The organism is Fulvivirga sedimenti, from assembly GCF_020328055.1.
The window spans coordinates 176,390-202,543 of sequence record NZ_JAIXNE010000005.1; the positions used below are offsets into that span (position 1 = coordinate 176,390).

The 26,154-nt window shown below is 45.0% G+C and carries 19 protein-coding genes; 16 read left to right on the forward strand and 3 right to left on the reverse strand.

All coding sequences use genetic code 11. The features are described 5' to 3' along the window. Window positions 1-2: 2 nt before the first annotated feature. Entirely contained in the window at window positions 3-1,202 is a 1,200-nt protein-coding gene (kbl, locus tag LDX50_RS24525; RefSeq protein WP_225698920.1) for a glycine C-acetyltransferase, read from the reverse strand. A gap of 1 nt (window position 1,203) precedes the next feature. Further along, window positions 1,204-1,521, reverse strand: a complete 318-nt coding sequence (locus LDX50_RS24530; RefSeq protein ID WP_225699203.1) for a hypothetical protein — start codon at window positions 1,519-1,521, stop codon at window positions 1,204-1,206. A gap of 121 nt (window positions 1,522-1,642) precedes the next feature. Between LDX50_RS24530 and LDX50_RS24535 the strand changes: the two genes are divergently transcribed. Next, window positions 1,643-2,593, forward strand: a complete 951-nt coding sequence (locus LDX50_RS24535; RefSeq protein WP_225698921.1) for an NAD-dependent epimerase/dehydratase family protein — start codon at window positions 1,643-1,645, stop codon at window positions 2,591-2,593. Here the strand turns inward: LDX50_RS24535 and LDX50_RS24540 are convergent. Beyond that, on the reverse strand, window positions 2,570-3,727 hold the full coding sequence (locus LDX50_RS24540; RefSeq protein WP_225698922.1) for a T9SS type A sorting domain-containing protein: 1,158 nt from the start codon (window positions 3,725-3,727) through the stop codon (window positions 2,570-2,572). The two genes, LDX50_RS24535 and LDX50_RS24540, sit on opposite strands and share 24 nt — an antisense overlap. Window positions 3,728-3,928: 201 nt before the next feature. Here LDX50_RS24540 and LDX50_RS24545 point away from each other — a divergent pair, with 201 nt between their 5' ends. The 15 genes from LDX50_RS24545 to LDX50_RS24615 all read left to right on the forward strand — a co-directional run bounded on the left by LDX50_RS24545 (window position 3,929) and on the right by LDX50_RS24615 (window position 26,151). After that, window positions 3,929-4,702 carry an enoyl-CoA hydratase/isomerase family protein gene (locus LDX50_RS24545; protein ID WP_225698923.1) on the forward strand — a complete coding sequence of 258 codons (774 nt, stop codon included), beginning with the start codon at window positions 3,929-3,931 and terminating at the stop codon, window positions 4,700-4,702. A gap of 7 nt (window positions 4,703-4,709) precedes the next feature. Beyond that, window positions 4,710-6,182 carry a lipopolysaccharide biosynthesis protein gene (locus tag LDX50_RS24550; protein ID WP_225698924.1) on the forward strand — a complete coding sequence of 491 codons (1,473 nt, stop codon included), beginning with the start codon at window positions 4,710-4,712 and terminating at the stop codon, window positions 6,180-6,182. 41 nt (window positions 6,183-6,223) lie between these two features. Next, complete coding sequence (locus LDX50_RS24555; protein WP_225698925.1) at window positions 6,224-7,228, forward strand: sugar phosphate nucleotidyltransferase; 1,005 nt, start codon at window positions 6,224-6,226, stop codon at window positions 7,226-7,228. A gap of 17 nt (window positions 7,229-7,245) precedes the next feature. Further along, window positions 7,246-8,958: a tetratricopeptide repeat protein gene (locus tag LDX50_RS24560; RefSeq protein ID WP_225698926.1), complete on the forward strand. Its 1,713-nt coding sequence runs from the start codon at window positions 7,246-7,248 to the stop codon at window positions 8,956-8,958. Further along, on the forward strand, window positions 8,951-9,709 hold the full coding sequence (lolB1, locus tag LDX50_RS24565) for a lipoprotein insertase outer membrane protein LolB1 (RefSeq protein ID WP_225698927.1): 759 nt from the start codon (window positions 8,951-8,953) through the stop codon (window positions 9,707-9,709). The genes LDX50_RS24560 and lolB1 overlap by 8 nt, the downstream gene beginning before the upstream one ends. Beyond that, window positions 9,696-10,889: a murein hydrolase activator EnvC family protein gene (locus LDX50_RS24570; RefSeq protein ID WP_225698928.1), complete on the forward strand. Its 1,194-nt coding sequence runs from the start codon at window positions 9,696-9,698 to the stop codon at window positions 10,887-10,889. The genes lolB1 and LDX50_RS24570 overlap by 14 nt, the downstream gene beginning before the upstream one ends. 102 nt (window positions 10,890-10,991) lie before the next feature. Then, a complete protein-coding gene (locus LDX50_RS24575; protein WP_225698929.1) occupies window positions 10,992-11,198 on the forward strand; it encodes a Sec-independent protein translocase subunit TatA/TatB in 207 nt (68 codons plus the stop codon). 2 nt (window positions 11,199-11,200) lie between these two features. Continuing rightward, entirely contained in the window at window positions 11,201-12,628 is a 1,428-nt protein-coding gene (gene gatA, locus LDX50_RS24580; protein WP_225698930.1) for an Asp-tRNA(Asn)/Glu-tRNA(Gln) amidotransferase subunit GatA, read from the forward strand. Further along, on the forward strand, window positions 12,625-13,980 hold the full coding sequence (locus LDX50_RS24585; protein WP_225698931.1) for a lytic transglycosylase domain-containing protein: 1,356 nt from the start codon (window positions 12,625-12,627) through the stop codon (window positions 13,978-13,980). The genes gatA and LDX50_RS24585 overlap by 4 nt, the downstream gene beginning before the upstream one ends. A gap of 74 nt (window positions 13,981-14,054) precedes the next feature. Next, a complete protein-coding gene (locus tag LDX50_RS24590; RefSeq protein WP_225698932.1) occupies window positions 14,055-15,182 on the forward strand; it encodes a DUF4837 family protein in 1,128 nt (375 codons plus the stop codon). Window positions 15,183-15,279: 97 nt separating this feature from the next. After that, window positions 15,280-17,580 (forward strand): NADP-dependent malic enzyme, encoded by a 2,301-nt coding sequence (locus LDX50_RS24595; RefSeq protein ID WP_225698933.1) that lies wholly within the window; start codon window positions 15,280-15,282, stop codon window positions 17,578-17,580. Continuing rightward, window positions 17,558-18,151, forward strand: coding sequence for a Holliday junction branch migration protein RuvA (ruvA, locus tag LDX50_RS24600; protein ID WP_225698934.1), 594 nt, complete (start codon window positions 17,558-17,560; stop codon window positions 18,149-18,151). The genes LDX50_RS24595 and ruvA overlap by 23 nt, the downstream gene beginning before the upstream one ends. 14 nt (window positions 18,152-18,165) lie before the next feature. Further along, window positions 18,166-25,338: a T9SS outer membrane translocon Sov/SprA gene (sov, locus tag LDX50_RS24605; RefSeq protein WP_225698935.1), complete on the forward strand. Its 7,173-nt coding sequence runs from the start codon at window positions 18,166-18,168 to the stop codon at window positions 25,336-25,338. A gap of 50 nt (window positions 25,339-25,388) precedes the next feature. Further along, on the forward strand, window positions 25,389-25,769 hold the full coding sequence (gene gcvH / locus LDX50_RS24610) for a glycine cleavage system protein GcvH (protein ID WP_225698936.1): 381 nt from the start codon (window positions 25,389-25,391) through the stop codon (window positions 25,767-25,769). Further along, window positions 25,762-26,151, forward strand: a complete 390-nt coding sequence (locus LDX50_RS24615; RefSeq protein ID WP_225698937.1) for a VanZ family protein — start codon at window positions 25,762-25,764, stop codon at window positions 26,149-26,151. The genes gcvH and LDX50_RS24615 overlap by 8 nt, the downstream gene beginning before the upstream one ends. Window positions 26,152-26,154: the final 3 nt, after the last annotated feature.

A 26,154-nucleotide genomic window follows, 5' to 3' on the forward strand; every position in this document is an offset into this window, starting at 1 on the left:
GATCAGGCTTCCTGAATTACCTGTAATTCCTTACCTACTTCAATAAAAGCGTTAATTGCACGATCCAGGTGTTCCCGCTCATGAGCTGCACTTATCTGTACGCGAATGCGCGCTTCGCCCTTCGGAACCACTGGAAAAAAGAACCCGATTACGTAAATACCACGCTCAAGCAGGGCATCTGCGAACCGCTGTGAAAGCGCTGCATCGTACAGCATGATCGGAACGATCGGGTGCTCACCAGGTTTAATGTCAAAACCCGCATTTGTCATTTTCTCCCTGAAATAACGTGTATTCGACTCCAGTTTATCCCTGAGCTCTGTAGTTTCACTGAGCATATCAATTACAGCAATGGATGCACCCGTGATCGACGGTGCCAGTGTATTTGAAAAGAGATAAGGCCTTGATTTTTGTCGCAACATATCAATTACTTCTTTCCGGGAGGATGTGAATCCTCCGGAGGCACCCCCAAGCGCCTTACCAAGAGTCCCTGTGATTATGTCAACACGACCCATTACATCCCTGTATTCGTGTACACCCCTTCCAGTCTTACCCATAAAACCCGTAGAGTGGCATTCATCGCTCATAACCATTGCACGGTACTTCTCGGCCAGGTCACATATTTTATCCAGCTGTGCAATCGTTCCATCCATTGAAAAAACACCATCCGTTACAATCATGATATCCTGCGCCCCGGCATTGCGGGCTTCCTGGAGCTTCTCTTCCAGATCCATCATATCGTTATGCTTGTATCTGAATCTCATGGCCTTACATAAACGCACGCCGTCAATAATCGATGCATGATTCAGCGAATCGGAGATAATGGCATCCTCCTGCCCCAGGAGAGGCTCAAATACACCCCCATTGGCATCAAATGCCGCAGCATAAAGTATGGTATCCTCCATGCCAAGAAATTCGGAAATCTTTGCTTCCAACTCCTTATGTATATCCTGGGTTCCGCAAATGAACCGAACCGAAGACATGCCATATCCATGTGTATCAATCGTTCTTTTTGCAGCCTCAATAACACGAGGATGGGAAGAAAGCCCGAGATAATTATTTGCACAAAAGTTAATTACTTCCAGACCCTTGTCTGTTCGGATCTCAGCACCCTGGGGGGTAGTGATTACGCGCTCCCGTTTATAAAGACCTTTGTCTTCAAGCTCCTTCAGCTCCTTTGCGAGCTTATCCTTAATTGTGAACATACTATTTCTTTTTAATGATGGGTTTTGGTTTAATAACCGGCCGTGATGGCTTCTTTACATCCTGGGCAATTTTGGAAGCAGGCTTTGCCAGCACAGGTGCCGACGCCTTTTCAGTACGCTTGTCGGCTTTTACCCACTGATCTGCCGGAAGTGGGTACAATCTCCTGATCGAATTGATCAGAAATAATTTTTGCATTGTGAAACTGTTGGGATGCATCTGCGCGAAAGCTTTCGAAAATTCACTGAAACGCGCCGGCTCGCTCTTTGCAAATGCGGCCGGATCAATCTTTTTGTCGACAAGATAATCCCTGAATTTCATCCTTACAAATATAACAGATTCCAGACCGAACAACAGAAATTTGGCCGGTCATTGATGTTTAAAATTAGTCTTATATCATTTTAAATTATGTATTTTCGCACCGAATTTGACGAAAATCGAAATGGAAAAAATTCTGATCATCGGGGCTGGCGGCCAACTTGGCACAGAACTAACAGCCGCACTTCGTGAAAAGCATGGTAAAGATGCCGTTGTAGCTACAGACATTCGTGAAATTCAATCTGCCGACGGTCCTTTCGAAATCCTCGACGCAATGGACGCAGACCGCCTGGCTGAATTGCAATCCAGTTATCAATTCACGCAGATCTATCACCTCGCTGCAATTCTGTCGGCCAAGGGTGAGAATAATCCGCAATGGGCCTGGAAGCTCAATATGGAAAGCCTGATGAACATTCTGGAATTAGGGAAGAACTCCGGTGTAAAACGGATTTTCTGGCCGAGTTCCATCGCTGTTTTTGGTCCGGGTACTCCCCGCCAGCAAACCCCACAGCATACGATCATGGACCCAACAACAGTTTACGGCATCAGCAAACTGGCCGGTGAACGGTGGTGTGAATATTATTTTAATAAATATAATGTGGATGTGCGCAGTATTCGGTATCCAGGCCTGATCAGCTACAAAGCCGATCCGGGTGGGGGTACAACTGATTATGCCATCGATATTTTCAAGCAGGGGCTGCTGCATGGCAGCTATACAAGTTTTCTCTCCGAAAACACTTATCTGCCCATGATGTATATCGACGATGCCGTGCGTGGCACGATTGAACTCATGGATTCTGCTCCGGATAAAATCAAGACGCGATCATCCTACAACCTCGGCGCCATGAGTTTTTCACCTTCAGAGCTCGCGGCTGAAATCAAGAAATATCTGCCCGGGTTTTCCATTAACTATGAGCCGGATTTCCGTCAGGCCATTGCCGACAGCTGGCCGGATTCAATTAATGATGATGCCGCAAGGAATGAGTGGGGCTGGAAGCCACAGTACGACCTTTCAAAACTAACTACTGCGATGATTGACGGAATGAAACCCCTACTTAAGCACCAGTCGGTGTAGCTTTCGCAGGGATCCGCTTCTTACCTCAAGCAGATACGTACCGCGTTCAACCGATTCTGGCACCATTAATTCAAGATGGTTTCCTTCAAAGGAATCCTTCCACACCACTGTTCCGCTCACAGAATAAAGGACCACTGCAACCTGATCAGACTCATTTCCACCGGTAAATAGCTGGATTCGGTCTGTAGTTGACGCAGGATTCGGATAAATGCCAATATCCCCTTCAAATCCACGATCAACCTTTACAGGCGTGAATATGGTGGTTATTCCCGAGTAATCGGTTTGTGAAAGCCGGTAATAGGAAGTACCCGGCATCGGATTATAATCTGTAAATTCATATTCAAGCTTCTGTTCGCTGTCACCGGCTCCCTTGATCCTGGTAAGCTCTGAGAATTCGCTTCCGTCACGGCTCACCTGTACGCGGAAGTAATCATTATCCTTTTCAGTAGCCGTCGCCCAGCTTACCAGAACAGCCTCCCCAACCGGACGGGCTGCGAAATTCAATAACTCAACCGGTAGGATTTGATTACAAATATTGGTTGTCCAGGAACATGATCCTCCAACGGTAAATGATCCACCCGGGCCTAAATTCAGGTTTCCGCTTCCCACACTTATATCGCCCCCGATGTCAACCGATCCGTTCACAGTGAAGTCGGTATTATTATTGGCAATAAAATCACCATCAACCACCATAGATCCTGAAATACTGAAATTGGAATTATTTCGGAGATCCACGTTACCGTGAATGATAAAATTACCGGTCACCTGGATCACCAGGTTATTATTTACATTGAGATCCCCGAAGATCTCCAGGGTGCCATTTACATAAATCTCCGCGTTATTATTGGTTTCCAGAAAACCAAGATTGCCAGAAGAACCGATAATCAGGATACCTCCGGTATTTATATAGAGCTTGGCCCCGTTAGCAAATGTAAGGTCACCAATCGTATAATTGTCCCCGCTAACAATAGTTGAGGTAATACCACCCGCCAGGTCTACGGATTCGGAAATATTATCTCCGATATTGCCACCCTGCCAGTTACCGGAATTATTCCAGTTACCAGTAGTATTTTGCCTTTGTGCAAAAGTTAACCCAGCCAACAGGGTTAAAACAGCTGCTAAAAAATATCTCATTAGTAAAAGATTTACAGCGATTAATACGTATTCTCTTTAAAATGTAAGCAATATCAGGCCAAAATAAATTATTACAAAGTCGAAATCGCAGAAAAACATACATGTATTGCAGAAATACGGTTTGAGAACTTGGTTGTGCGCAGGTTTTTATTTTGAATACTTTATATATAATTTTAGCCGAGTCAGAAGATCATATCAAATATGAACATCACCAAAGAATTGAACGACGGTGTCCTTACACTCACCATTTCCAGAACGGAATGCCTCAACGCACTGAATACAGAGACCATAAATGAACTCCGTGAGGTCATGAACGAGGTATATGATGATAAGGATGTAAAGGGAGTAATACTAACCGGTGCCGGTGAAAAGGCATTTGTCGCAGGGGCTGATATCAAGGAAATAGCCGCATTGAATGAACTCAACGCGCGAAAATTTGCTGAGAACGGACAGGAAGCATTCTCATTGATCGAAAATTCCGAAAAACCGGTCATTGCCGCGGTAAACGGCTTTGCCCTGGGAGGCGGATGCGAACTGGCCATGTCCTGCCACATCAGAATTGCCACGCAGAATGCCAAATTCGGACAACCAGAGGTGAATCTCGGTATCATTCCCGGTTATGGAGGCACACAGCGTCTCACGCAGCTGATCGGAAAAGGGAAAGCGATGGAATTGATGATGACTGCCGATATGATCGGTGCGGAAGAGGCGAAATCCCTCGGACTGGTGAATCATGTAGTTTCCGACAAAGCTGAATTAATGGAACTGGCTGATACGATCATCCGCAAAATCATTAAAAAAGCGCCTCTTGCCATTGGAATGATTGTAAACTGCGTGAATGCATATTTTTCCGACGAGGAAAGCGGATACCAGACTGAAGCCAACAGTTTTGCACATTGTGTGAATACCGAGGACTTTAAGGAAGGCACAACCGCATTCCTTGAAAAACGTCCGGCCGAATTCAAAGGCCAATAAGAAGTAAATGAGTCAACTAAAACGCCTGGCTTCTCAAACCGCCATTTACGGGGTTAGCAGTATCCTCGGCAGGTTGATCAATTACACCCTTGTACCCCTGCATACATCTGTTTTTGGGACGATGGCTATGGGTGAGGTTGGAATCCTTTTTTCCTACACGGCCATATTCCTGGTGGTTTATACCTTCGGGATGGAAACCGCCTATTTTCGCTTCGTAAATAAGGAAGATACCCAGGAAACATATAACAAGGCTTCGACAGCAGTAATTGCAATAAGCACCTTTCTTTCAGTTATTATACTGGCCGCAGCCCCGAAGATTGCAATACTCATTGGATTGCCCGATGCCGTCTTGCTGATCAGATGGCTCGCGGTGATTTTATGGATTGACGGTATAATGGCTATTCCGTTTGCCCGGCTCCGGCATGAAAACCGTCCCATCCTTTTTGCCGGAATTCGGGTGTCGAACATTTTCATAAATGTTGGTCTGCAACTTTGCTTCCTTTGGCTGTTCCCCAACCTCATTGATATTGAAATCCTGAATAATACGGATGGCACACCTGGGATTGGTTATATATTTCTGGCCAATTTAATTGCCAACCTTTTTCTGTTCCCGCTCCTTTGGGGATACCTCCGAAAAATTCGTTTTACTTTCGACTGGCAGGCATTCAAACCGATGCTCCGGTATGCATTCCCCATAATGATTACCGGCCTGGCAGGAATGTTCAATGAGCAGCTGGCGAATTTGATGATCGAATATTTTCTGCCCGACGATTTCTATGATACCATGAGCAGCACAGAGGCAGTGGGTGTTTATAATCAAACGCTGAAACTCGGGGTTTTCATGATGCTGGCTATTCAGGCATTCAGGTACGCGGCGGAGCCATTTTTCTTTAGTCAGGCATCCGATAAGAATTCTCCGGAATTATTTGCCAGGGTTATGCATTATTTCATGCTCTCGGGATTGGTACTGCTGTTCGCTGTTAGTGTAAATGTAGACCTGATCGGTGCAATTTTTCTGAGGAAACCGGAGTTTAGAGTGGCACTTTACCTGGTTCCTATCCTGCTGTTTGCCAAACTTTTGAATGGAATTTATCTAAACCTGAGCATTTGGTTCAAGCTCACAGACCGAACAGTGTATGGCATGTATTTCAGTATACTCGGGGCCGCAATAACCATTGGCGGAAATATATTGCTGATTCCCTATATCGGATACAATGGCGGAGCACTCACGATGGTCCTGTGCTACCTCGTCATGTGCGCGGTATGCTACTATTATGGTCAGAAATATTATCCGATCCCGTATCAGTTCAGCAAGATCATACCCTACCTGTTCGCAACATTTCTGCTGGTTCTTCTTTCAGGAAGCTTTCATCTGCAAAATTTCCTCCTGGAAAGTGCCATCCGGGTAACAATCACGCTGCTCATCCTGCTTGGTTTGTTTTTGCGGGAAAAAAGGCATTTACTTCCAAAAGCAGGGTAGATTTCCTTATTTTGCACTGATTTTTACATAGACAGATTTCAATGAACATCATAATTCCAATGGCAGGTCGCGGAACGCGTCTTCGCCCGCATACACTCACCGTTCCAAAGCCATTGATACCTATTGCTGGAAAACCGATTGTCCAACGCCTGGTCGAAGATATCGCGAAGGTTTATGACGGGGAAATCAGCCAGATAGGGTTCATCATCGATCGTGATTTTGGCGCACAGATTGAAGCCGATCTGAAGCAGATAGCTGCAGCGGTTGGCTCTGAAGGAGTAATTTTTTATCAGGATGAAAAGCTGGGTACGGCGCACGCCATTCTTTGTGCGGCAGACCTGCTCGAGGGCAATGTTACCGTAGCTTACGCGGATACTTTATTTAAAGCTGATTTTAATCTGGATGCATCAAAAGATGCCATTATCTGGGTTCAACAGGTGGATGATCCATCTGCATTCGGTGTAGTCACAGTAAATGACCATGGCATCATTACAGAGTTTGTTGAAAAACCTAAAAAATTCGTGAGTGATCTCGCTATTATCGGGATTTACTATTTCAGAGATGGAGCCAATCTGAAGGCAGAATTACAATACCTGATTGATGAAGATATTCGTAAGGGCATGGAGTACCAGCTCACAGATGCACTTGAGAATATGAAAAAGAAAGGCCTGGAATTTGTGCCTGGACAGGTTTCTGAATGGCTGGATTGTGGTAATAAAGATGCAACCGTATATACCAATAAACGATACCTGGAGTATCTGAGTAATGAAAAACTAATTCATGACTCCGTACAGCTTAAAAATTCAGTAATCGTTCCACCGGTGTTTCTGGATGAAAATGTCACCATTGAGAACTGCATTATCGGCCCCCATGTATCCGTAGGAAAAGGATCCGCCATAAAGAATTCAATCATTCAAAATACCATAATCCAGACCCACAGTGAGTTAAATAATATTCATCTGAAAAACTCGATGATTGGAAATTACGTTACTTTTGAGGGTACGATCTCCGATGTCAGCCTTGGAGATTATAACAATATTCAGTGAACGACCGCTTGATGGGCATGAAATCATTCTTAATTCCATTGTTACTGTGCTGTTTAAGCATGACGATGGAATATGCGCATGGCCAAAACAAGAAGAGCAAGGAAGTTGACGCGAAAACCAGGCTTGAAGCTGAATTCTATTTCACCGAAGGTGAAAAATTCTTCATTCTGGAGGATTTTGCAAAAGCCCTGGTACTTTTCAGAAAATCAGCAGAAAGTGACCCGAACAACGCGACCGCCCATTTTAAAATGGCACAGGTCTATCGCCTGATGGGTGATCAGGTCCAGGCACTACAGGAGATCTCAACCGCCATCAGTATCAATCCGGATAATAAGTATTTTCATGCGCTGCAGGCAGAGCTATACACCGATATGAATGAGTTCGACAGGGCGGCAGATGTGTATGAAAATATGATCTCTTCGATGGATGGGACGGATGAATACCTTTTTGAACTCGCGGCCATTTACCTTTTTCAGCAGAAATATGAAAAGGCCATAACCGCCTACGACCGGATTGAACAATACTACGGGGCGAGTGAGGAAATAGGCACTCAGCGCCAAATGATATACCTTCAGCAAAATAAACTGGATAAAGCGATTGCCGAAGGTGAAAAACTAATTGAAAGTTTCACTGAAACCGACAAATATGCCGTCAGGCAGGTTGAACTCCTTCTCAACAATGGCATGGAGAAAGAGGCAGGAGTTGAAATCATGGAATTAATAGAAAAATTCCCGCAATCTGCCCGACTAAGGCTGATCCTTTCAGATATGCAACGAAAAAGTGGAAATGTCGCCCTTGCTGAAGAAAGCCTGAGGGAAGCCTTTCGTAATCCAGTCATGGATATTGACACCAAGGTTCAGCAGCTGGCAGAATACAGAACACTTTTGTCTGAAGATGAACTTCGCGAACGGGCCCTGCCACTCGCCGAAATCCTTACAGAAGTTCATCCGGAATCTGCACTGGCATATGCCGTAAAGGGAGATCTGTACCAGGCCCTCGGAGACCGGGCTGAATCTAAAAATGCATACCTCAAAGCACTTCAATATGATCAGTCGAACCTTTCGGTTTGGCAAAATGTGCTTCAGATGCTGATTGAGAATAACCGTATGGACAGCGTACTGCTGTTATCGGAAGAGGCCCTGGAAGTTTTTCCAAACCAGGGAATGATCTATTATTTCAATGGAGCAGCAAACCTGCAGAAACAAAATTATGATGAGGCTGTATACGCACTTGAGCAAGGCAAAAGACTGTCATCAGCTAATCTCGGTCTTGTAAGTGTTTTCAACAGTATGCTCGGCGATGCGTACAACGGGGCCGGAGATTATACGAAATCAGACCGGGCCTACGACGCAGCCCTCGATTTTGATCCGGATAACCTGGCTGTATTGAATAATTACAGCTATTATCTCGCTCTTCGGAAAGAAAAACTGGACAAGGCGGAAGCCATGGCCAGGCGTGCAGTGGACGGCGATCCCGACAATACAACTTTCCTCGACACCTACGCCTGGGTTCTCTTTACACAGGAAAAATATAAGGAAGCTTCCAAAGTAATTGAAAAAGCCATAAATCTCGGAAATGTTTCTGCCATTCATTATGAACATTATGGTGATATTTTGTATAAATTGGGAGAAATTAATGCCGCAGTTGAACAGTGGAAAAAAGCACGTGAACTGAATCCAAAAGCTCCTTTAATCGACAAAAAAATTGCTGAAAAGACTTTGTATGAATAGCCGGTACGCCACGATCATTATCATCTTCATGTATGTTGGGATCATCGGCTGCAGCAAAAAAACCTCTGGCATAAACTGGAACTTCCTGGATAAAAACAAACTTGATGTTCAGGAGGCCAACTTTGAATATTTTTCAGGAAAAGCAAAAATCAATTACAAAGACGACGAACTTGATATCAAGGCACGTGCGAATGTGCGTATCCGTAAAGACAGTGTGATCTGGATATCTTTTTCCTCGGTGGGGATTCAGGGTGCGCGCTGCCTTATCAATAAGGATTCCATTACCATCATTAACCTTGTAAAGAAAGAATACTATGTTTTCAACTATGATTCACTTACCAAACAGTTCAATTTTGAAGTGAATTATGATGCCATTCAGGCAGCAACATTCGGTAATCTCATCAAATCGAGGGATAAATCGGATGTCGTGGAAAAAGAAGAAGGACTCTATATCCTGAAACAAACTTCAGGCAATGTTTCGATCGACAATTTCGTTAATCCAAAGACAATGAAGATAGAGCGTGTAGAGATGACCGAGGATTCCACCAAAAATACCGCGGTCATCCGGTATTATGATTTTCAAATGGTGGATCAGTCTGCTTTCCCCTATTCAGCGATATTGTCAATTTTCTATAAAAAGGGCGTAAAAATGCTGAATACAGTAATTGAAATGGAGTACAGTAAAGCGGAATTGGGTGATAAAGAGCTGAAGTTCCCATTTAATATTCCTAAAAAATATGAGCGGAAATAGACGTCGGCACGGCGTATTTTTACTATTGTTTCTCTTAATTTTTACCTGTGGTTATGGTCAGAAGACCAAGGAACAACTGCAGCGTGAAAAACAGGAAAACCTGCGTAAAATTCAGGAAACTGAACGCATTTTGCAGGAAACCACGGGACAAAAACAAAATACCATTGGAGAGTTGAATGCACTGAATCAACGGATTCAGGCACAGGAGGACCTCATCAGCTCTATCCGTAATGAAGTATTGCTACTGAATGAAGAGATTGAGGAGAATAATCTGATCATCGATGCACTGGAACAGGATGTTAATAACCTGAAGCAGGAATATGGAGCAATGATATATGCTACCTATAAAGCCAATAAAGGGTTTAACAAACTCACATTTCTCTTCTCCGCAAAATCCTTTAACCAGTTCCTGATGCGACTGCGCTATATGGAACAATATGCGGAAGTTCGGGAACAACAGGCCCGGCAGATAAAGCGTGTTCAGGAAACACTTTCAGACCAGGTCACGCTGATTGAAAGCAAAATGTCTGACAAAAATATTCTACTGGCAGATCAGATTCAGCGAAATAAGGAATTAGCCTCACTGAAGCAAAACCAGAGTAAGATTGTTTCTTCTCTTCAGCGCAGAGAAAAAGAAATCAAAAAAGATCTGGAAGAAACCCGTAAGGCCGTCGCAAAACTTGACCGGATGATCAATGATATCATCAAAGCAGAAATAGAAAAGGCCCGGTTAGCGGAAAAGACAACAAATGAGGCGGCGACACGTCTGGCATCCGATTTTGCTCAGAACAAATCAAAATTACCATGGCCGGTATCCGGCTTCGTTACCCAGAAATTCGGCAAACAGGCGCACCCCGTTTTTAAGAATGTTACCCAGGATAACCATTGGATAACAATTCAGACAAAAAAAGAAGAGAAGGTGAAATCTGTCTTCAATGGTCAGATCACTACGGTAGCTTTTGTGCCCCTTATTGGCAATACGGTAATTGTTAGCCATGGCGAATATTATAGCGTCTACGCTGGTTTACGTGATGTTTTCGTGCGATCCGGACAGCAGGTCACAACCAACCAGGAACTGGGCAATATCCTTACCAATAAGGATGGAGTTTCTGAATTGAAATTCGAAATTCGAAAAAATATTGCCCCTTTGGATCCCCAACAATGGCTTAAACGGAATTAAAACCATACACAGGATGTTTTTATGAAACATTTATGGGGCAACTCCCCTTTTTAGGTTGCAATTTAAATACCTATCTTTACTAAAATTTAGAATCTTATAATCATGAACAGCATGTATGCAATTCTTGGGGGTTTGGGTGGACAGGAAGTCCTGTTGATCCTGTTGGTGATACTTATATTTTTCGGAGCGAAGAAAATCCCTGAACTCGCACGAGGTCTTGGAAAAGGAATCCGTGAATTTAAGGATGCCACAAAAGAAATCAAGAGTGATATCGAAGAGTCAGCACGAATAGAAGACGAGAAAAAATAATCGTGGTACATCACCGGTCATTATCAGATATTCAAAAACAATTGAATAACGGGACACTTACGTGTTCCGCTCTTGTTTCATACAGCCTCGAAAATATTGAAGCAAACCAGCATCTGAATGCATTTGTGGATGTTTATGCTGATGAAGCTCGTAAGCGCGCGGCCGGGATTGATGAAAAAATAAAAAATGGATCTGCCGGAAAACTGGCTGGGCTTGTGATTGGAATAAAGGATGTTATTTGCCATGCGGATCATCCTGTTCAGGCCGGAAGTCACATCCTCGACGGCTTTGAGTCACAGTTTAATTCCACCGCGGTGGAAAGACTGCTCGCTGAAGATGCGATTATCATCGGGCGAAATAACTGCGATGAATTTGCCATGGGCTCCTCCAACGAAAATTCATACTTCGGAAATGTGTTGAATGCCATTGACACGGAAAGAGTACCGGGTGGAAGTTCCGGAGGATCTGCGGTAGCCGTGCAGGCAGATATGTGTCACGTTTCCCTTGGATCCGATACCGGTGGCTCAGTTCGACAGCCTGCCGCTTTTTGCGGAATACTTGGGCTGAAACCTACCTATTCCAGGATTTCGAGACATGGTCTCATTGCGTATGCTTCCTCTTTCGACAGTATCGGGATCTTCTCCAAAAATGTAGAGGATATGGCCCGGGTACTGGAAGTTATCGCAGGTGAAGACAGTTACGACAGCACAGTTTCTAAAACACCGGTACCGGCCTATTCAACAAAATTAAACCCCGACAATAATTATCGGGTAGCTTATATCCGGGAAACACTGGAAACAGACGGACTACAGCCTGAAATTCGTGAAGCAACAGAAAAAACGATCTCCAAGTTAACCTCCATGGGGCACCGTGTTGACGCCGTTGATTTTCCGTTACTTGACTACCTCCTTCCAGCATACTATATTCTCACGACGGCAGAGGCAAGCAGCAATCTCTCACGTTTCGATGGGGTAAAATACGGCTACCGAAGTGAAAACGGTGATGACCTCGAATCCATGTACAAGAAAACACGTTCTGAAGGATTCGGCAAGGAGGTTAAACGCAGAATAATGCTGGGTACCTTTATCCTCAGTGCCAGCTATTATGATGCCTTTTACAATAAGGCCCAAAAAGTGCGCCGGATGATACGGGACCTTACTAAAAAGATCCTGTCGGAATACGATTTCATCGTGTTACCCGTTACTCCTACCACGGCTTTTAAACTGGGTGAACATACTGCGAACCCACTGGAAATGTACCTGGCCGACCTTTTTACCGTACAGGCATCCGTTAGTGGTTTACCTGCTATCTCAATCCCAAACGGGACGGACAAGGCGGGACTGCCTATCGGCTTTCAGATTATCGCAGACGATTTCCAGGAGGACCGGCTGCTGGCTTTTTCTAAAATGTTAATGGATCATACATCGTGAAACGTACAGGACTCATCGGACTGATCTTACTCGCAGTTGCTTTTACAGCTTCTGCCCAGTTGGATTCTGTAATTTTTTATCCTGAATCCGATCTTGAATATATTCCTGCAGATGCAGACTATGAACTTATCGAAGACAGGCTATCCTGTATCGAGAATGAAATTCCTCTGAATTATAATGAACGCGTCCATGCGTTTGTAAACTATTTTGCGGTTAAGGACAGAGACTATATGCGCATGGTCCTTAAACGAAAAGAAGTCTATTTTCCGCTCTTTGAGAAATATCTGAAAAAATACGGACTGCCGGAAGAATTGAAATATCTCTCAATCGTTGAATCAGGACTGAATCCTACGGCCATTTCCCCTGCTCGTGCTGTTGGGCTCTGGCAATTTATGCCGACTACAGGCAGGTATTTCGGACTATACCAGGATTGGTTCATTGACGAGCGCATGGATCCTGAAAAATCTACCGAAGCGGCATGCAAATACCTCAAACAACTCTATGGAATGTTTGGTGACTGGGAACTCGCAATTTCCGCTTACAATACAGGTCCGGGGAACGTTAGAAAAGCCATCCGACGTTCCGGGTATAAAAATACTTTCTGGGATATTTACCCCTACCTCCACCGCGAAACACGCTCCTATTTGCCACAGTTCGTTGCAATCATGTACGTGGTAAACTATGCCCATGAACATAATTACCTGATCGAAGATGCCCAGTTTGCGTGGGAAACCGATACGGTCATGGTCAAAAAATATGTTCACCTTGAAACGCTTGCCAGCCAACTTAACCTGTGTCTGGAGGATCTTCAAACCGCTAATCCATCGCTGCGCTATCCGATGGTTCCGGACAATACAAGGGGATATGCCCTGGTTCTTCCGGCAGCTTCCAAACAACGCTTACTGGCGGCCGACTATTCAATACTTGACAGCGCAGGAAGAGTTGGCAAGGAAGAAATGCAAAAATTGGCTCAGGCCTCCCCGGGCAGCACCTACGGACGGGAGAAGATCGTATACCGGGTTCGTAGCGGTGATGTGCTGGGAACCATTGCACAACGTCATGGTGTACGGGTTTCTGATATAAAGAAATGGAACAACCTGAGCAGTAACACAATCCGCATAGGGCAGCGATTGAACCTTTATGTGCGCGGTTCGGGAGCTTCAGTGGCAAGTACGGCACCGGTCATTAAAACAAAATCAGACGGCACCAAAACATACGTTGTTCAGCCGGGTGATACATTATGGGACATTTCCCGTAAGGTATCGGGGGTAACCATAGAATCCCTTAAAGAGCTCAATTCTCTCCAGGGCAACAATATTAAGCCCGGCCAGGAGCTGATTATCTCACGTTGATCATTAAATAAAATCAGACTTTCTTAATTTAGACGGTGACTTCCGGATAAATTACTGTTATGAGGTTAAAAAATATGAATCGACTCGGTCAACTACTTTTTCTTTCCATTTCACTATTCCTCTTTTCCTGCGGAGGCAATGGCAAGCCCTCAAAAGCCATGCTGCCCCCTGCCAGTGGAAGACCCGGGGAAATGATCATTGTGATGGATTCCACTCAATGGAGTGGTGAACTTGGAGAAACCTTGCGTGGCACTTTTGCCGCTGACGTCCCGGGCTTACCCAGGGATGAGGCGATGTTCAAAATGAACCGTGTTGAGCCTTCAAAAATGACCCGCATTCTTAAAATGGTGAAAAATCTCGTTTTCGTTGTAACCCTCGACAGCGAAAGCGCAGCCTCCAGACGTATCAGAAGCTACTTTACCGCTGAGTCCCTGGAAAGGATCAAGAATGAACCGGAATTGTTCGTCTTTACCGCAGAAGATGAATTTGCAAACGGGCAGCAGGTAATGTATCTGTTTGGCCAGACAGAGGAACAACTCATTTCAAGTATCCGGGAAAATGCGGGAAATCTCAGGGGATTCTTCAATCAGGCCGAGGAAAAACGACTTGAAAATACCATTTTCACCGGCAGAAATACACTCGGATTAACGAAGACATTGCAGGAGCAGTATAACTGTACCATGAACTTCCCTTTTGGATTTCAGGTGGCACATACCTATAAATCTCCGGAAGGAAGTCGTGGATTTATCTGGTTCCGTCAGATGAATCCTGAAAATGACAAAAATGTTTTTGTAACATATGTTCCCTACAGGTCTGAGTCGATGTTCAGCCAGGAAAACCTGATTGCATTCCGTGATTCGGTTGCGATCAACCAACTGTTTGGGGATCCGGACCGGCCTGAATCCTTCGTATTGACCGAAACCACTGTTCCTTATATTCCTGTAACTACGCAACAACTCACCTTCAAGGGTAAATTTGCAGTAAAAATGAGAGGCCTGTGGAAAACGAATAATATTTCAATGGGAGGTCCATTTGTTTCCTATGCCATGGTGGATGAAAACACCGGAAGATTCTATTACATCGAAGGATTTGTGTACAGTCCGGGTAAACCCCAGCGCGAATATATGCGTGAACTACAGGTGATCCTGAACTCATTTCAGACCACAGAAATGATGAAAGAACAGGAATCCAGCACGGAATAATTAAAAAATAGTACCGGAAGTTGATCAGGACCCTGTCGGTCCTGATTTGCTTTTTGTATCTTCGTGGAGTCTTTCATTTTTTTAACTTCGCTTTATAATGACAATAAAAATCCGAAAAGAGGATGCGCTGGCATATCACGAAGAAGGTCAGCCCGGGAAAATTGAAGTAGTCCCAACCAAATCCGTAAGTTCCCAGCTAGATCTCGCCCTGGCATATTCACCTGGAGTTGCCGAGCCCTGCAAAGAAATTGAAGCTGATGAGGAAAACGCATATCGCTATACCGCAAAGGGTAACCTGGTAGGTGTTATTTCCAACGGCACGGCCGTACTGGGACTTGGCGACATTGGAGCTCAGGCTTCGAAACCCGTTATGGAAGGAAAGGGCGTATTGTTTAAGAAATTCGCGGGAATTGATGTCTTCGATATTGAGATCAACGAAAAAGATCCTGAAAAATTCATCGAGATCGTTAAGTCGCTCGAACCAACATTTGGCGGAATTAACCTCGAGGATATCAAGGCACCGGAAAGCTTCCTTATTGAAGAGCGGTTGAAATCTGAAATGCGTATTCCCGTCATGCACGACGATCAGCATGGAACCGCCATCATTTCCGCAGCGGCTTTGCTGAATGCGCTCGAGCTGACAGGAAAGAAAATAGAGGATCTTAAAATTGTAGTGAATGGAGCAGGTGCTGCGGCCATCGCATGCACAAATATCTACATCTCACTCGGCGCTCAAAAGAAGAACATTATTATGTGTGACAGCAAGGGCGTCATACACAAGAACCGGGAAAACCTGGATGCTTCAAAAGCGCAATATGCCACTGACAGGCATGATCTTGAAACCGTATATGATGCAATCGCTGGTACGGATTTCTTTCTGGGGCTGTCGGTAGCTGACATTCTGAGCACTGAGGACCTGTTGAAAATGAACCCTGATCCGATCGTATTCGCGCTTGCCAATCCCAAGCCTGAAATTGATTATGCAGTGGCAATGGAATCAAGACCTGATATTATCATGGCTACAGGACGATCCGATCATCCTAACCAGGTGAACAACGTACTGGGATTCCCCTATATTTTCAGAGGTGCCCTCGATGTTAGGGCTACTGCCATTAATGAAGAGATGAAACTGGCTGCTGTTCATGCGCTTGCCCGACTGGCAAAAGAACCGGTCCCGGATTTTGTAAGCAGCGCCTATGGCGAAGACAAGATTCAGTTCGGAAGAGATTACCTCATTCCTAAACCATTGGATCCCAGGTTAATTACAGCGATCTCACCTGCCGTTGCCAAAGCAGCGATTGAATCAGGTGTTGCAAGAAAGGAAATAAAGGACTGGGATGCCTACAATTCTGATCTGAACCTAAGAATCGGTATCGATGACAAAATGATGTCAAAGATCATCAGCCGTGCAAAGAAGGACCCCAAGCGGATCGTATTTGCAGAGGCACATGATCTGAAGATTCTGAAGGCTGCGCAGATTCTGCATGAAGAAGGTATCGCGAAACCAATCTTACTGGGGAATCGAAAAATCATCCAGGGTCTCATCGAGGAGAATCAACTGGACCTTGATGAGGTGACGATCATGGATTGCTTTGAGGAAGAAGAGAAAACCAAGAAGTTTGCCGCTCATTTCTATGAAAAACGCAAGCGTAAGGGAGTCACTCAATATGAGGCGCAAAAGCTCATGCGTGAACGTAATTATTTCGGAAGTATGCTCGTTGAGCATAACGAGGCAGACGCGCTTATCAGCGGCCTCACGAAAGATTACCCAAAAACTATCCTTCCGGCACTCCAGGTTATCGGCATGGAACCACGCGTGCAGCGCGTGGCCGGAATGTATATCATTAACAGTAAACGGGGTACCTATTTCTTCGCAGATACAACCGTAAACGTTAATCCTACAGCTGAAGAACTGGTGGGCATCATCGGATTAACCTCCAGGGTGGTTCGCCTGTTTGATGTTGAACCCAGGGTTGCAGTACTATCCTACAGCAACTTCGGATCAAGCAAGGGAGAAATCCCCGAGAAAACCCGGAAAGCGGTTGAACTGGCCAAACAGAAATATCCTGATCTGATCATCGATGGCGATATCCAGGCAAATGTTGCGCTGGATGAAGACATTCAGCGCAAGAATTATCCTTTTTCTGCACTGGCTGACAAAGGTGCCAATACCCTGATATTCCCTGACCTTGCGAGTGGCAATATTGCCTATAAGCTTGTCATGGAAATCGGAGGCGCAGAGGCCATTGGGCCATTGTTGCTTGGAATGAGAAAACCTGTTCACATACTTCAACTTGGAAGCGATGTGCGGGATATCATCAATATGGCGGCAATCGCAGTGGTAGATGCTCAGTTGTACTCTCAAAGAATCCAGGATGATCGCATATCTAAAAGGTAAATTCATTGAAACCGAACCCACGCATGTCCTGATAGATGTTCAGGGCGTGGGCTATCATGTGCATATTTCACTCCATACATTCACTGAAATAAAGGAAAAAAAGGAGGGGCTGATCCATACACATTTGCATATCAAGGAAGATGCCCACACGCTTTTTGGCTTTTCAGGCAAAGGCGAAAGATCGATGTTTCTGGCGCTTCTTTCTATTTCAGGAGTCGGCCCCAGTACCGCAATTATGGTGTTATCCTCGCTGAATGTTTCGGAGCTGAAAACAGCCATCGTTCAGGGTGATGTGCGAACTATTCAGTCGGTGAAGGGAATCGGTGCAAAGACAGCACAGCGAATCATTCTCGAATTAAAGGATAAACTCATAAAAAGTGATGATTTTGAGGCAGAAAGCCAATTAATCTCACATTCACACAATACCTTGAAATCTGAAGCGTTATCCGCCCTAACGACATTGGGAATAAGCAAAAACGCGGCAGAAAAAAGTGTTGAAACCATCCTGAAAAATTCAGGAAATACGATTACATTGGAAGAATTAATAAAGCTCGCGCTGAAAACTACCTGATAAAATAAAGGGTTTTGATTTTTAAGCATATAAAAGGAGAATATTCACCATTTTTTGCGGCTTCTTTGTTCTGTCTGATTTTTGTGATTGCCGGAATGGCAGGGACAGGGGAATCATCGGTTTCGGGACCGTGGATTATCCGGGAGGATACCACAAAATCAGATACGGTCAAACGGGACACCCTGAACAGGGATAGCATTTACGACAAGCCGTACAACGCCAGCAGGCGGCCTGCCTATCTTCCTACAGATAGGTTCGGAGATCCTTTGAGCAGTATTTACATGGGCTCCACATTCTTCCTGCCTGAACCTTCAAACCTGAAAATGGATGTCGAGATTGATACAGGTATGAACTATACCCTGTACGAGCGCCTCGGTGAACTGGATTACCGAGCCCCTACAACCATGTCTTTTCAGGAATTCAAGCAATTCCAGGAACAACAACAACTAAAATCCTATTGGAAATCAAGATCAGAAGGTTTGGATGGCGAAAGCGCCGTGAGCAGCAGGAATCTCATTCCGCCGATCTATATAAGTCCCGTTTTCGACCGCATATTCGGAGGTAGTTATGTGGAGATTATACCACGCGGACTGGTCACACTTGATTTCGGAGGAAGATGGCAGCGAATTGCAAGTCCCGACAGATCTATTCGCCAGCAACGAAATGGCGGCTTCGAGTTTGACCAGCAGATCGAAATGAACGTGGTAGGTAAAATTGGTGAGAAACTACAGGTTACCGCTAATTTCAACAATAATAACTCTTTCGACTTTCAGAACAACCTGAAGGTTGAATATACCGGCTTTGAAGAAGACATCCTGCAGAAGCTTGAAGTAGGTAATGTGAGCCTTCCCCTGAATAACAGCCTGATCACAGGCGCACAAAACCTGTTCGGTGTAAAAGCCCAACTCCAATTCGGTGATCTTTTTGTTACAACGGTGGCCTCCACACAGCGGGGTAAATCCGAATCACTAACCATCTCAGGAGGCGGTGTGCAAGGACGGGAATTTGAGTTTTCAGCCGCTCAGTACGATGAAAACCGCCACTTTTTTCTTGGTCACTTTTTCAGGGATAATTACGAAAACTGGCTTGCTACAATCCCGTTCGTACGATCCGGTGTCAACGTAACCCGTGTGGAAGTCTATGTTGTAAACCGGAATAATGACACACAGACTTTGCGAAACGTTGTGGGTTTCATGGATATGGGTGAATCAAAGACCATTTACCGGGACGATCTCATCAATGGAACCCCGCTCAGAGATGGCGCCAATTCAAATGAGGCCAACGACCTTTTCAACATCCTCAACACGCTCGACAGAGATGCGGATGCCATCAATACACAGCTTGAAGGACTTGGGTTTGAGAACGGCCTCGACTATGAAAAGATTACCAGTGCACGCAAACTGGATCCTACTGAATTCAATGTAGATCCCAAACTCGGTTATATCACACTTTTCCGGAAACTTCAGAATGATGAAGCGCTGGCGGTTGCCTATCAGTACACCTACCAGGGGCAGGTATTCACTGTCGGTGAACTTTCAGAAGATTACAACGGTCTTGGTGAAAACAAAGCAGTATGGTTGAAATTGCTTCGCCCAAGAAAAATTAACATCCGGGATAACAGCGGAGGTCCTGTTCCAACCTGGAACCTGATGATGAAGAACGTGTACGCCCTTAATGCCACCAACATCGAGCAGGAAAATTTCTCCCTGCGGATCATATATCGTGATGACCGAACAGGTATTGATAACCCCCAGCTTCAGGAAGGTATTATCGCTAGTACAACCCCGCTGATTGAGTTGCTGGGCATGGACCGGCTGAACCAAAACCTTGATCCGCAGCCTGATGGGAATTTTGATTATGCGGAAGGTCTGACCATCAAGCCTGAGCTCGGACTGGTGATTTTTCCGTCACTCCAGCCATTTGAGGATAACCTGAGGGTAGCATTCAGAAATGACCCGAACAGGGATGATCTCATCGACAAATATGTCTATGAAGAATTATACAATGAGACTCAGAATGATGCGGAGCTCGTTTCAAGCAAAAATAAATTCTTCGTTGTAGGCCGATTCCAGTCCGGCTCTGCAAACGAAATTGTAATCCCGGGATTCAATATCGCAGAGGGATCTGTGCGCGTCTATTCCGGAGGTACACCCCTGCAGGAGGGTATTGATTACCGGGTTGATTATACATTCGGGAAGGTAAGTATCATCAATGAGGGCGTTTTGAATTCCGGTAAGGACATTACCGTGTCTTACGAAAAAGCAGATCTTTTTAATTTCCAGTCGAGAACGCTGCTGGGTGCTCGTTTTGATTATAAGGTAGATGATGGTATTAACCTGGGAGCAACCCTTCTGCATCTTAATGAACGGCCGCTGATTACCCGTATAAGTGTAGGAAATGAGCCAACAAGGAATACCAAGTACGGGTTCGATGTGAATATTCAGAAAGACTCCCGGTTTCTGACCAAGATGGTTGACAAACTGCCATTGATTCAAACCAAAGAGCCTTCCAGGATAACCTTCAATGCAGAATTCGCCCAGCTCATTCCGGGTACGTCCAATACTGTAAACGGTGAAAGCACTTCTTATATAGACGATTTTGAATCCTCCACGACACCCTTTACACTGAGTAACCCTACCAGCTGGCGCCTGGCATCAACGCCGCAAACAGCCGATGACCGTTACAATGGTTCCAGCAGAGACCTTTCATTTGCTTACAAAAGGGCAAAACTGGCATGGTATACCATTGATAACCTCTTTTACCGAAATGACCGGCGAACCCCGGGGAACCTTACCGACGAGGACCTGGAGAATCATTACGTGCGCTCTGTGAAGCCACAGGAAATATTTCCCAACCTGGACGAGAATATCATCAACTTCCAGCAAATTTTTGATCTGGCCTATTATCCTGAAGAACGCGGACAATACAACTTTAACCCGCTTACAACTTCTAACAACCTCTTACCTAGCCCAAGGAGCAACTGGGCCGGTATAACAAATGCCATCCGGACGGAGATTGATTTCGATAAAGCCAACGTGGAATACATCGAATTCTGGATGATGGATCCTTTCATCACCACACCCCGCGGAGTTATCAACGACGGACGAGGCAATGTAAAACCAAACACTACCGGGGGTGATATCTATTTTAACCTGGGAAGTATCAGTGAGGATATTATGCGTGACAGCCGACATGCCTTTGAAAACGGACTGCCGCCAACCGGTGTTGACAATAATCCGGATGCTGTCGTGCAAAACGTATGGGGATACGTAACACAGCAGCAGTTTCTTACCAATGCTTTCGACAATTCAACGAGCGCCCGGCCTAACCAGGATGTTGGCCTCGACGGTGCACGCAATGAGCAGGAACGTGTGTTGTTCCCCGACTTTGTGAATTTTGAAGACCCTTCTGCTGATAATTTTGAATATTTCCTGGGTGCTGAACTTGATCAGCGCGATGCCAAGATCCTGGAACGATACAAGAATTTCAACGGGATGGAAAATAACTCCCCCGTTGTAGAAAATAACAACAGCCTGTTCATCCCTTCCGGGACTATTATCCCGGATAATGAAGATCTCAACGCCGATAATACACTGAGTGAACTTGAGGAGTATTACGAATACAAAGTGCCTCTGCGTCCGGGAAACCTGTCACAAAATAAGTATGTGGTTGATGAGATCACCAGCCGCGAAAGTGGTGAGGATGTTACCTGGTATCTTTTCAGAATTCCAATCCGGCAGTTTGATGCAAAATTTGGTGGCATCAATGGATTCAAGTCAATCAAATACCTTAGAATGTATATGACCAATTTCGCAGAGCCTGTTGTTTTGCGAATGACTAATTTCCGATTGGTCTCGAGCCGCTGGAGACGTTACCTCAATCAGTTGAATGAGCCTGGGTTTGATGTGATTCCAGAGCCTTCCGATTTTGACAATTTCACTGTTTCTACGGTAAATATCGAGGAAAATGGAACTCCCAGCGATGAAAAACCGCCGTATGTACTTCCACCTGGATTTAGCCGTGACCGTGACAATACTGCGGCCGTGGAGCGTCGTTTGAATGAACAATCAATCCAGGTTTGTGTGGAAGACCTTCGCGATGGCGATGCGCGCGCTATTTATAAGCAGGTGGGACTGGATTTAATCAACTATGGAAGGATCAAAATGTTCCTTCATGCCAATGGCCCGATTGATGATAATGAGATAACAGCCTTCCTTCGGCTGGGTTCCGATGTTGATTCGAACTATTATGAAGTAGAAGTGCCGCTGCTGGTAACGGAGGCAAGTGCCACACTCGCAGAAGATATCTGGCCAATGGAAAATGAAATTGACCTTGCAACGGAGTATCTTTTTGCCCTTAAGTCGTTGAGAGACCGCGAAGGAATTCCAAAAAGCCAGCTCTTCGAAAACCAGGAAATAAGTGAAAGCGCTAATCACAAACTCCGGCTCAGGGGAAACCCCGACTTAAGTGCGGTGACATGGATTACCATTGGTGTTCGGAATCCAAGAAATGACGGCGTTCCGAAAACTGCGTGCATTTGGGCCAATGAGCTTCGGGTCACGGACTTTAATGATACCAAGGGATGGGCGGCCAATGCAACCCTTAATGCCAAACTTGCCGATTTTGCAAATATCACTGCTACCGTCAGGCATTCCACCTTTGGATTTGGCGGTATACAATCACGAATTGCTGAACGAACACGGGAGGATGTAACCGCTTATGACCTTTCGGCCAATATCGCGCTGGATAAACTATTCCCGGAGAAGTGGGGACTGCAAATACCTGTTTACGCGGGATATCAGAAAGTAAGGGAGCGGCCCTTCTTTGATCCGGCTAACCCTGATATTGCCCTGGATGCATCACTTGAATCTTTTGACAGCGAAGTTGATCGTTCGGATTATGAACAAATCGTAACAGATATTACCACAACTAAAAGTTTAAACTTTACAAATGTTCGTAAAATTCGGACCAATCCCGATGCCAAAGAACAATTCTGGGATTTTGAGAATTTCAGCTTCAGTTATGCATACAGCCAGCGGGAACGTTCAAACTTTAACCTGGCCCAGTACCTGCGCACTTCGCATGACGCATCCATCGCATATAATTACACGACCAATTCCAAACCCTGGGAACCCTTTGCCAATTGGGAATCGATGAATTCTCCGTGGCTCAAGCTGATAAAGGATTTTAACCTGAATCTCATCCCCACGAGTATTTCGCTGCGTGCCGATGTACGACGTCGATTTGAGGAAAATGTTTATCGAAATGAAATTGGTATTCCGAACAATAACGTTGAACGGTTTGAGAAATTCTTCACGATGGACAGGATCTACAATGTACGATGGGACCTCACGCAGAACCTTTCCCTGGATTATAATGCCCGGGCAAACGCAATAATTGATGAACCCGAAGGGAGAGTAAATACAGAGGAAGCGCGGGACTCAATCTGGTCCAACATGAAGCATCTTGGAAGGATGAAAAACTTTGATCAGCGAATTTCCCTTAATTACAAAGTACCATTGGACAAATTGCCGCTTACAGACTGGATCAATATTGATTATCGCTATGAGGCGAATTTCAACTGGCGTGCTGGTCCGCTTTATACTGATGCCCGGAAGGACTCGCTTGATTTCGGAAACATACTTCAAAACAGCCGTGACAATACACTTTCCGGAAAGCTGGACCTCGTAGGATTATACAACAAGAGCAACTTCTTAAAAGAAATTAACAGTCCGCCCCAAAATGAGCGTCGCAGTTCTCTGAGGCAAAACACGCCGGCGGATACCGCGCAGGTGGAGAAGCCTGACAACAAATTTCTCAAATCGTTATTCCGTGTGTTAATGAGCGCACGTAGTGTAAACGGAACGTATACCGTTCGGGAAGGGACATTCCTTCCTGGTTATACACCACGGGCATTCCTTTTCGGCCTTGACAGTTCCTTCTCCGATCCGGGGTGGAATTTTGTATTTGGTTCCCAGGATCCGAATATCAGATATAAAATGGCTGAAAAGGGAAATATTACCAACAATCCTGATTTAACCACCCCATTTGCACAGACACAGATCATCGATTATAGTCTGCGCGCTACCCTTGAACCGGCACGGGATTTTAACATTCAGCTGGATGCGCAGAAAACAAAGAGCTCATCCTTTGAAGAAATCTTCAGGTTTGACAGCGTGGGAATCGGCGGTGATGATATTTATACAAGTCTTGGTCCGAGCAGATCCGGATCTTATGGGATTTCATTTATGACCATTAGAACGGCATTCAGCCGGGATGATTCAGAAAATAATTCTCCACTGTTCCAGAATTTCGAGCAACACAGACTCACCATCCTGGAAAGGCTTGAGGAGCGCACGGGAAATCGGTATGATACAAATAATCAGGACGTCCTGATTCCTGCGTTCATCGCTGCATATACCGGCAAAGACGCAAATTCGGTGGGCTTAAGTCCGTTCCCGGGAACTCCGATACCCAACTGGAGGATTGAATATACAGGATTAAGCAGAATGAAAGCATTCAAGGACAAGTTTCAATCGATCAGTATTCTGCATGGTTATAAATCGGGGTATGCCATAACGAACTATGTTACCTCGACAGAGTATAACGATTTTGTTGAGTTGAATACCTCATTGGAGGATTATAATGAGTCCTACTTTGGAATGGAACGGGAAGGAAACGTAATACCCCGTTACAATATCACGCAGGTCCTCATTACAGAGCAATTCAGTCCGTTAATCGGAGTCGCGATTCGGGGAGCAAAACGATTCACTGCGCGTGTGGAATATAAAACAAAGCGGGATCTCGTCCTGAATGTCACGAATTCCCAAATTACCGAGACCCGCAGTAATGATATGGTGATTGAGGTGGGTTTTACCAAGGCGAATATGCGGCTTCCGTTTAAATCTCAGGGAAGAACCATCAGTTTGAAGAATGACCTGCAATTCAGGCTTTCAGTAACGGTTCGGGATACCGAGACCATTCAGCGTAAAATCGAAGAATTGAATACCGTTACAAACGGTTCACTTAATTTCCAGCTTCGTCCGAATATCAGTTATGTCCTGAATGACCGGCTGAATCTACAGTTCTATTTTGAGCGTACAATCAATGAACCCAAGATCTCCAGTACGCCCCGCAGATCAACAACTCGATTAGGTTTTCAACTACGCTTCAACCTTGCCCAATAATATTTTTTGGCATTTGTAAAAAGAGTGTATTTTTGGACAAAAAAAGATCAATGAACATTCCTGCTAATCTGAAGTATACCAACGACCACGAATGGGTCTCCGTTGACGGCAATATTGCCACTGTCGGTATCACTGATTTCGCTCAGGGCGAATTGGGTGATATTGTTTATGTTGAAATTGAAACCGAGGGTGAAGAAATTGGTGAAGGAGAAGTCTTCGGAACCGTTGAAGCCGTAAAAACAGTTTCAGACCTTTTTATGCCCGTGAAAGGAACTGTTATTGAAGTGAACAGTGAGCTTGACGGGTCGCCTGAACTTGTGAATGATGACCCCTATGGTAAAGGTTGGATGATCAGGATTGAGCTATCCGATGATGCAGACCTGGATGCACTTCTGGATGCAGGAAGTTATCAGGAAGTGATCGGTGGATAAAAAAACTGTTGGCAGATTTTTCCTGTTCGCGTCCATCGCATGGGCTGTACTGATCCTGGTTCTTACACTCACACCGGGGAAATATGTTCCAAGTTATTCGCTTTTCAGCTATGACAAACTTGGTCATGCGGGAATTTTCTGCATCCAGTCGGTATTATTGATGTTTACCCTAAGACATCAGTATAATCGGAAAATCCAAAATTCAATACTGGCATCAATGGCCGTAACAATCATTTACGGGTTCATAATTGAGGCCATTCAGGGCTTGATTCCGGATCGATCAATGGATATCTATGATGCAATTGCCAATATCGCGGGATCTTTTTTGGCGCCGCTCGTGTTTTATCTCGTGAATAAGGTTATTCACATTAACAATATTTAATAT

Coding starts and splice junctions, on each gene's coding strand:
- LDX50_RS24555 (WP_225698925.1), top strand. CDS start 6,224: ATGAACATCATAATTCCAATGGCAGGTCGCGGAACGCGTCTTCGCCCG.
- LDX50_RS24550 (WP_225698924.1), top strand. CDS start 4,710: ATGAGTCAACTAAAACGCCTGGCTTCTCAAACCGCCATTTACGGGGTT.
- LDX50_RS24590 (WP_225698932.1), top strand. CDS start 14,055: ATGAATCGACTCGGTCAACTACTTTTTCTTTCCATTTCACTATTCCTC.
- kbl (WP_225698920.1), bottom strand. CDS start 1,202: ATGTTCACAATTAAGGATAAGCTCGCAAAGGAGCTGAAGGAGCTTGAA.
- LDX50_RS24595 (WP_225698933.1), top strand. CDS start 15,280: ATGACAATAAAAATCCGAAAAGAGGATGCGCTGGCATATCACGAAGAA.
- ruvA (WP_225698934.1), top strand. CDS start 17,558: ATGATCGCATATCTAAAAGGTAAATTCATTGAAACCGAACCCACGCAT.
- gcvH (WP_225698936.1), top strand. CDS start 25,389: ATGAACATTCCTGCTAATCTGAAGTATACCAACGACCACGAATGGGTC.
- LDX50_RS24560 (WP_225698926.1), top strand. CDS start 7,246: ATGAAATCATTCTTAATTCCATTGTTACTGTGCTGTTTAAGCATGACG.
- lolB1 (WP_225698927.1), top strand. CDS start 8,951: ATGAATAGCCGGTACGCCACGATCATTATCATCTTCATGTATGTTGGG.
- LDX50_RS24530 (WP_225699203.1), bottom strand. CDS start 1,521: ATGAAATTCAGGGATTATCTTGTCGACAAAAAGATTGATCCGGCCGCA.
- LDX50_RS24570 (WP_225698928.1), top strand. CDS start 9,696: ATGAGCGGAAATAGACGTCGGCACGGCGTATTTTTACTATTGTTTCTC.
- LDX50_RS24535 (WP_225698921.1), top strand. CDS start 1,643: ATGGAAAAAATTCTGATCATCGGGGCTGGCGGCCAACTTGGCACAGAA.
- LDX50_RS24540 (WP_225698922.1), bottom strand. CDS start 3,727: ATGAGATATTTTTTAGCAGCTGTTTTAACCCTGTTGGCTGGGTTAACT.
- LDX50_RS24575 (WP_225698929.1), top strand. CDS start 10,992: ATGAACAGCATGTATGCAATTCTTGGGGGTTTGGGTGGACAGGAAGTC.
- LDX50_RS24545 (WP_225698923.1), top strand. CDS start 3,929: ATGAACATCACCAAAGAATTGAACGACGGTGTCCTTACACTCACCATT.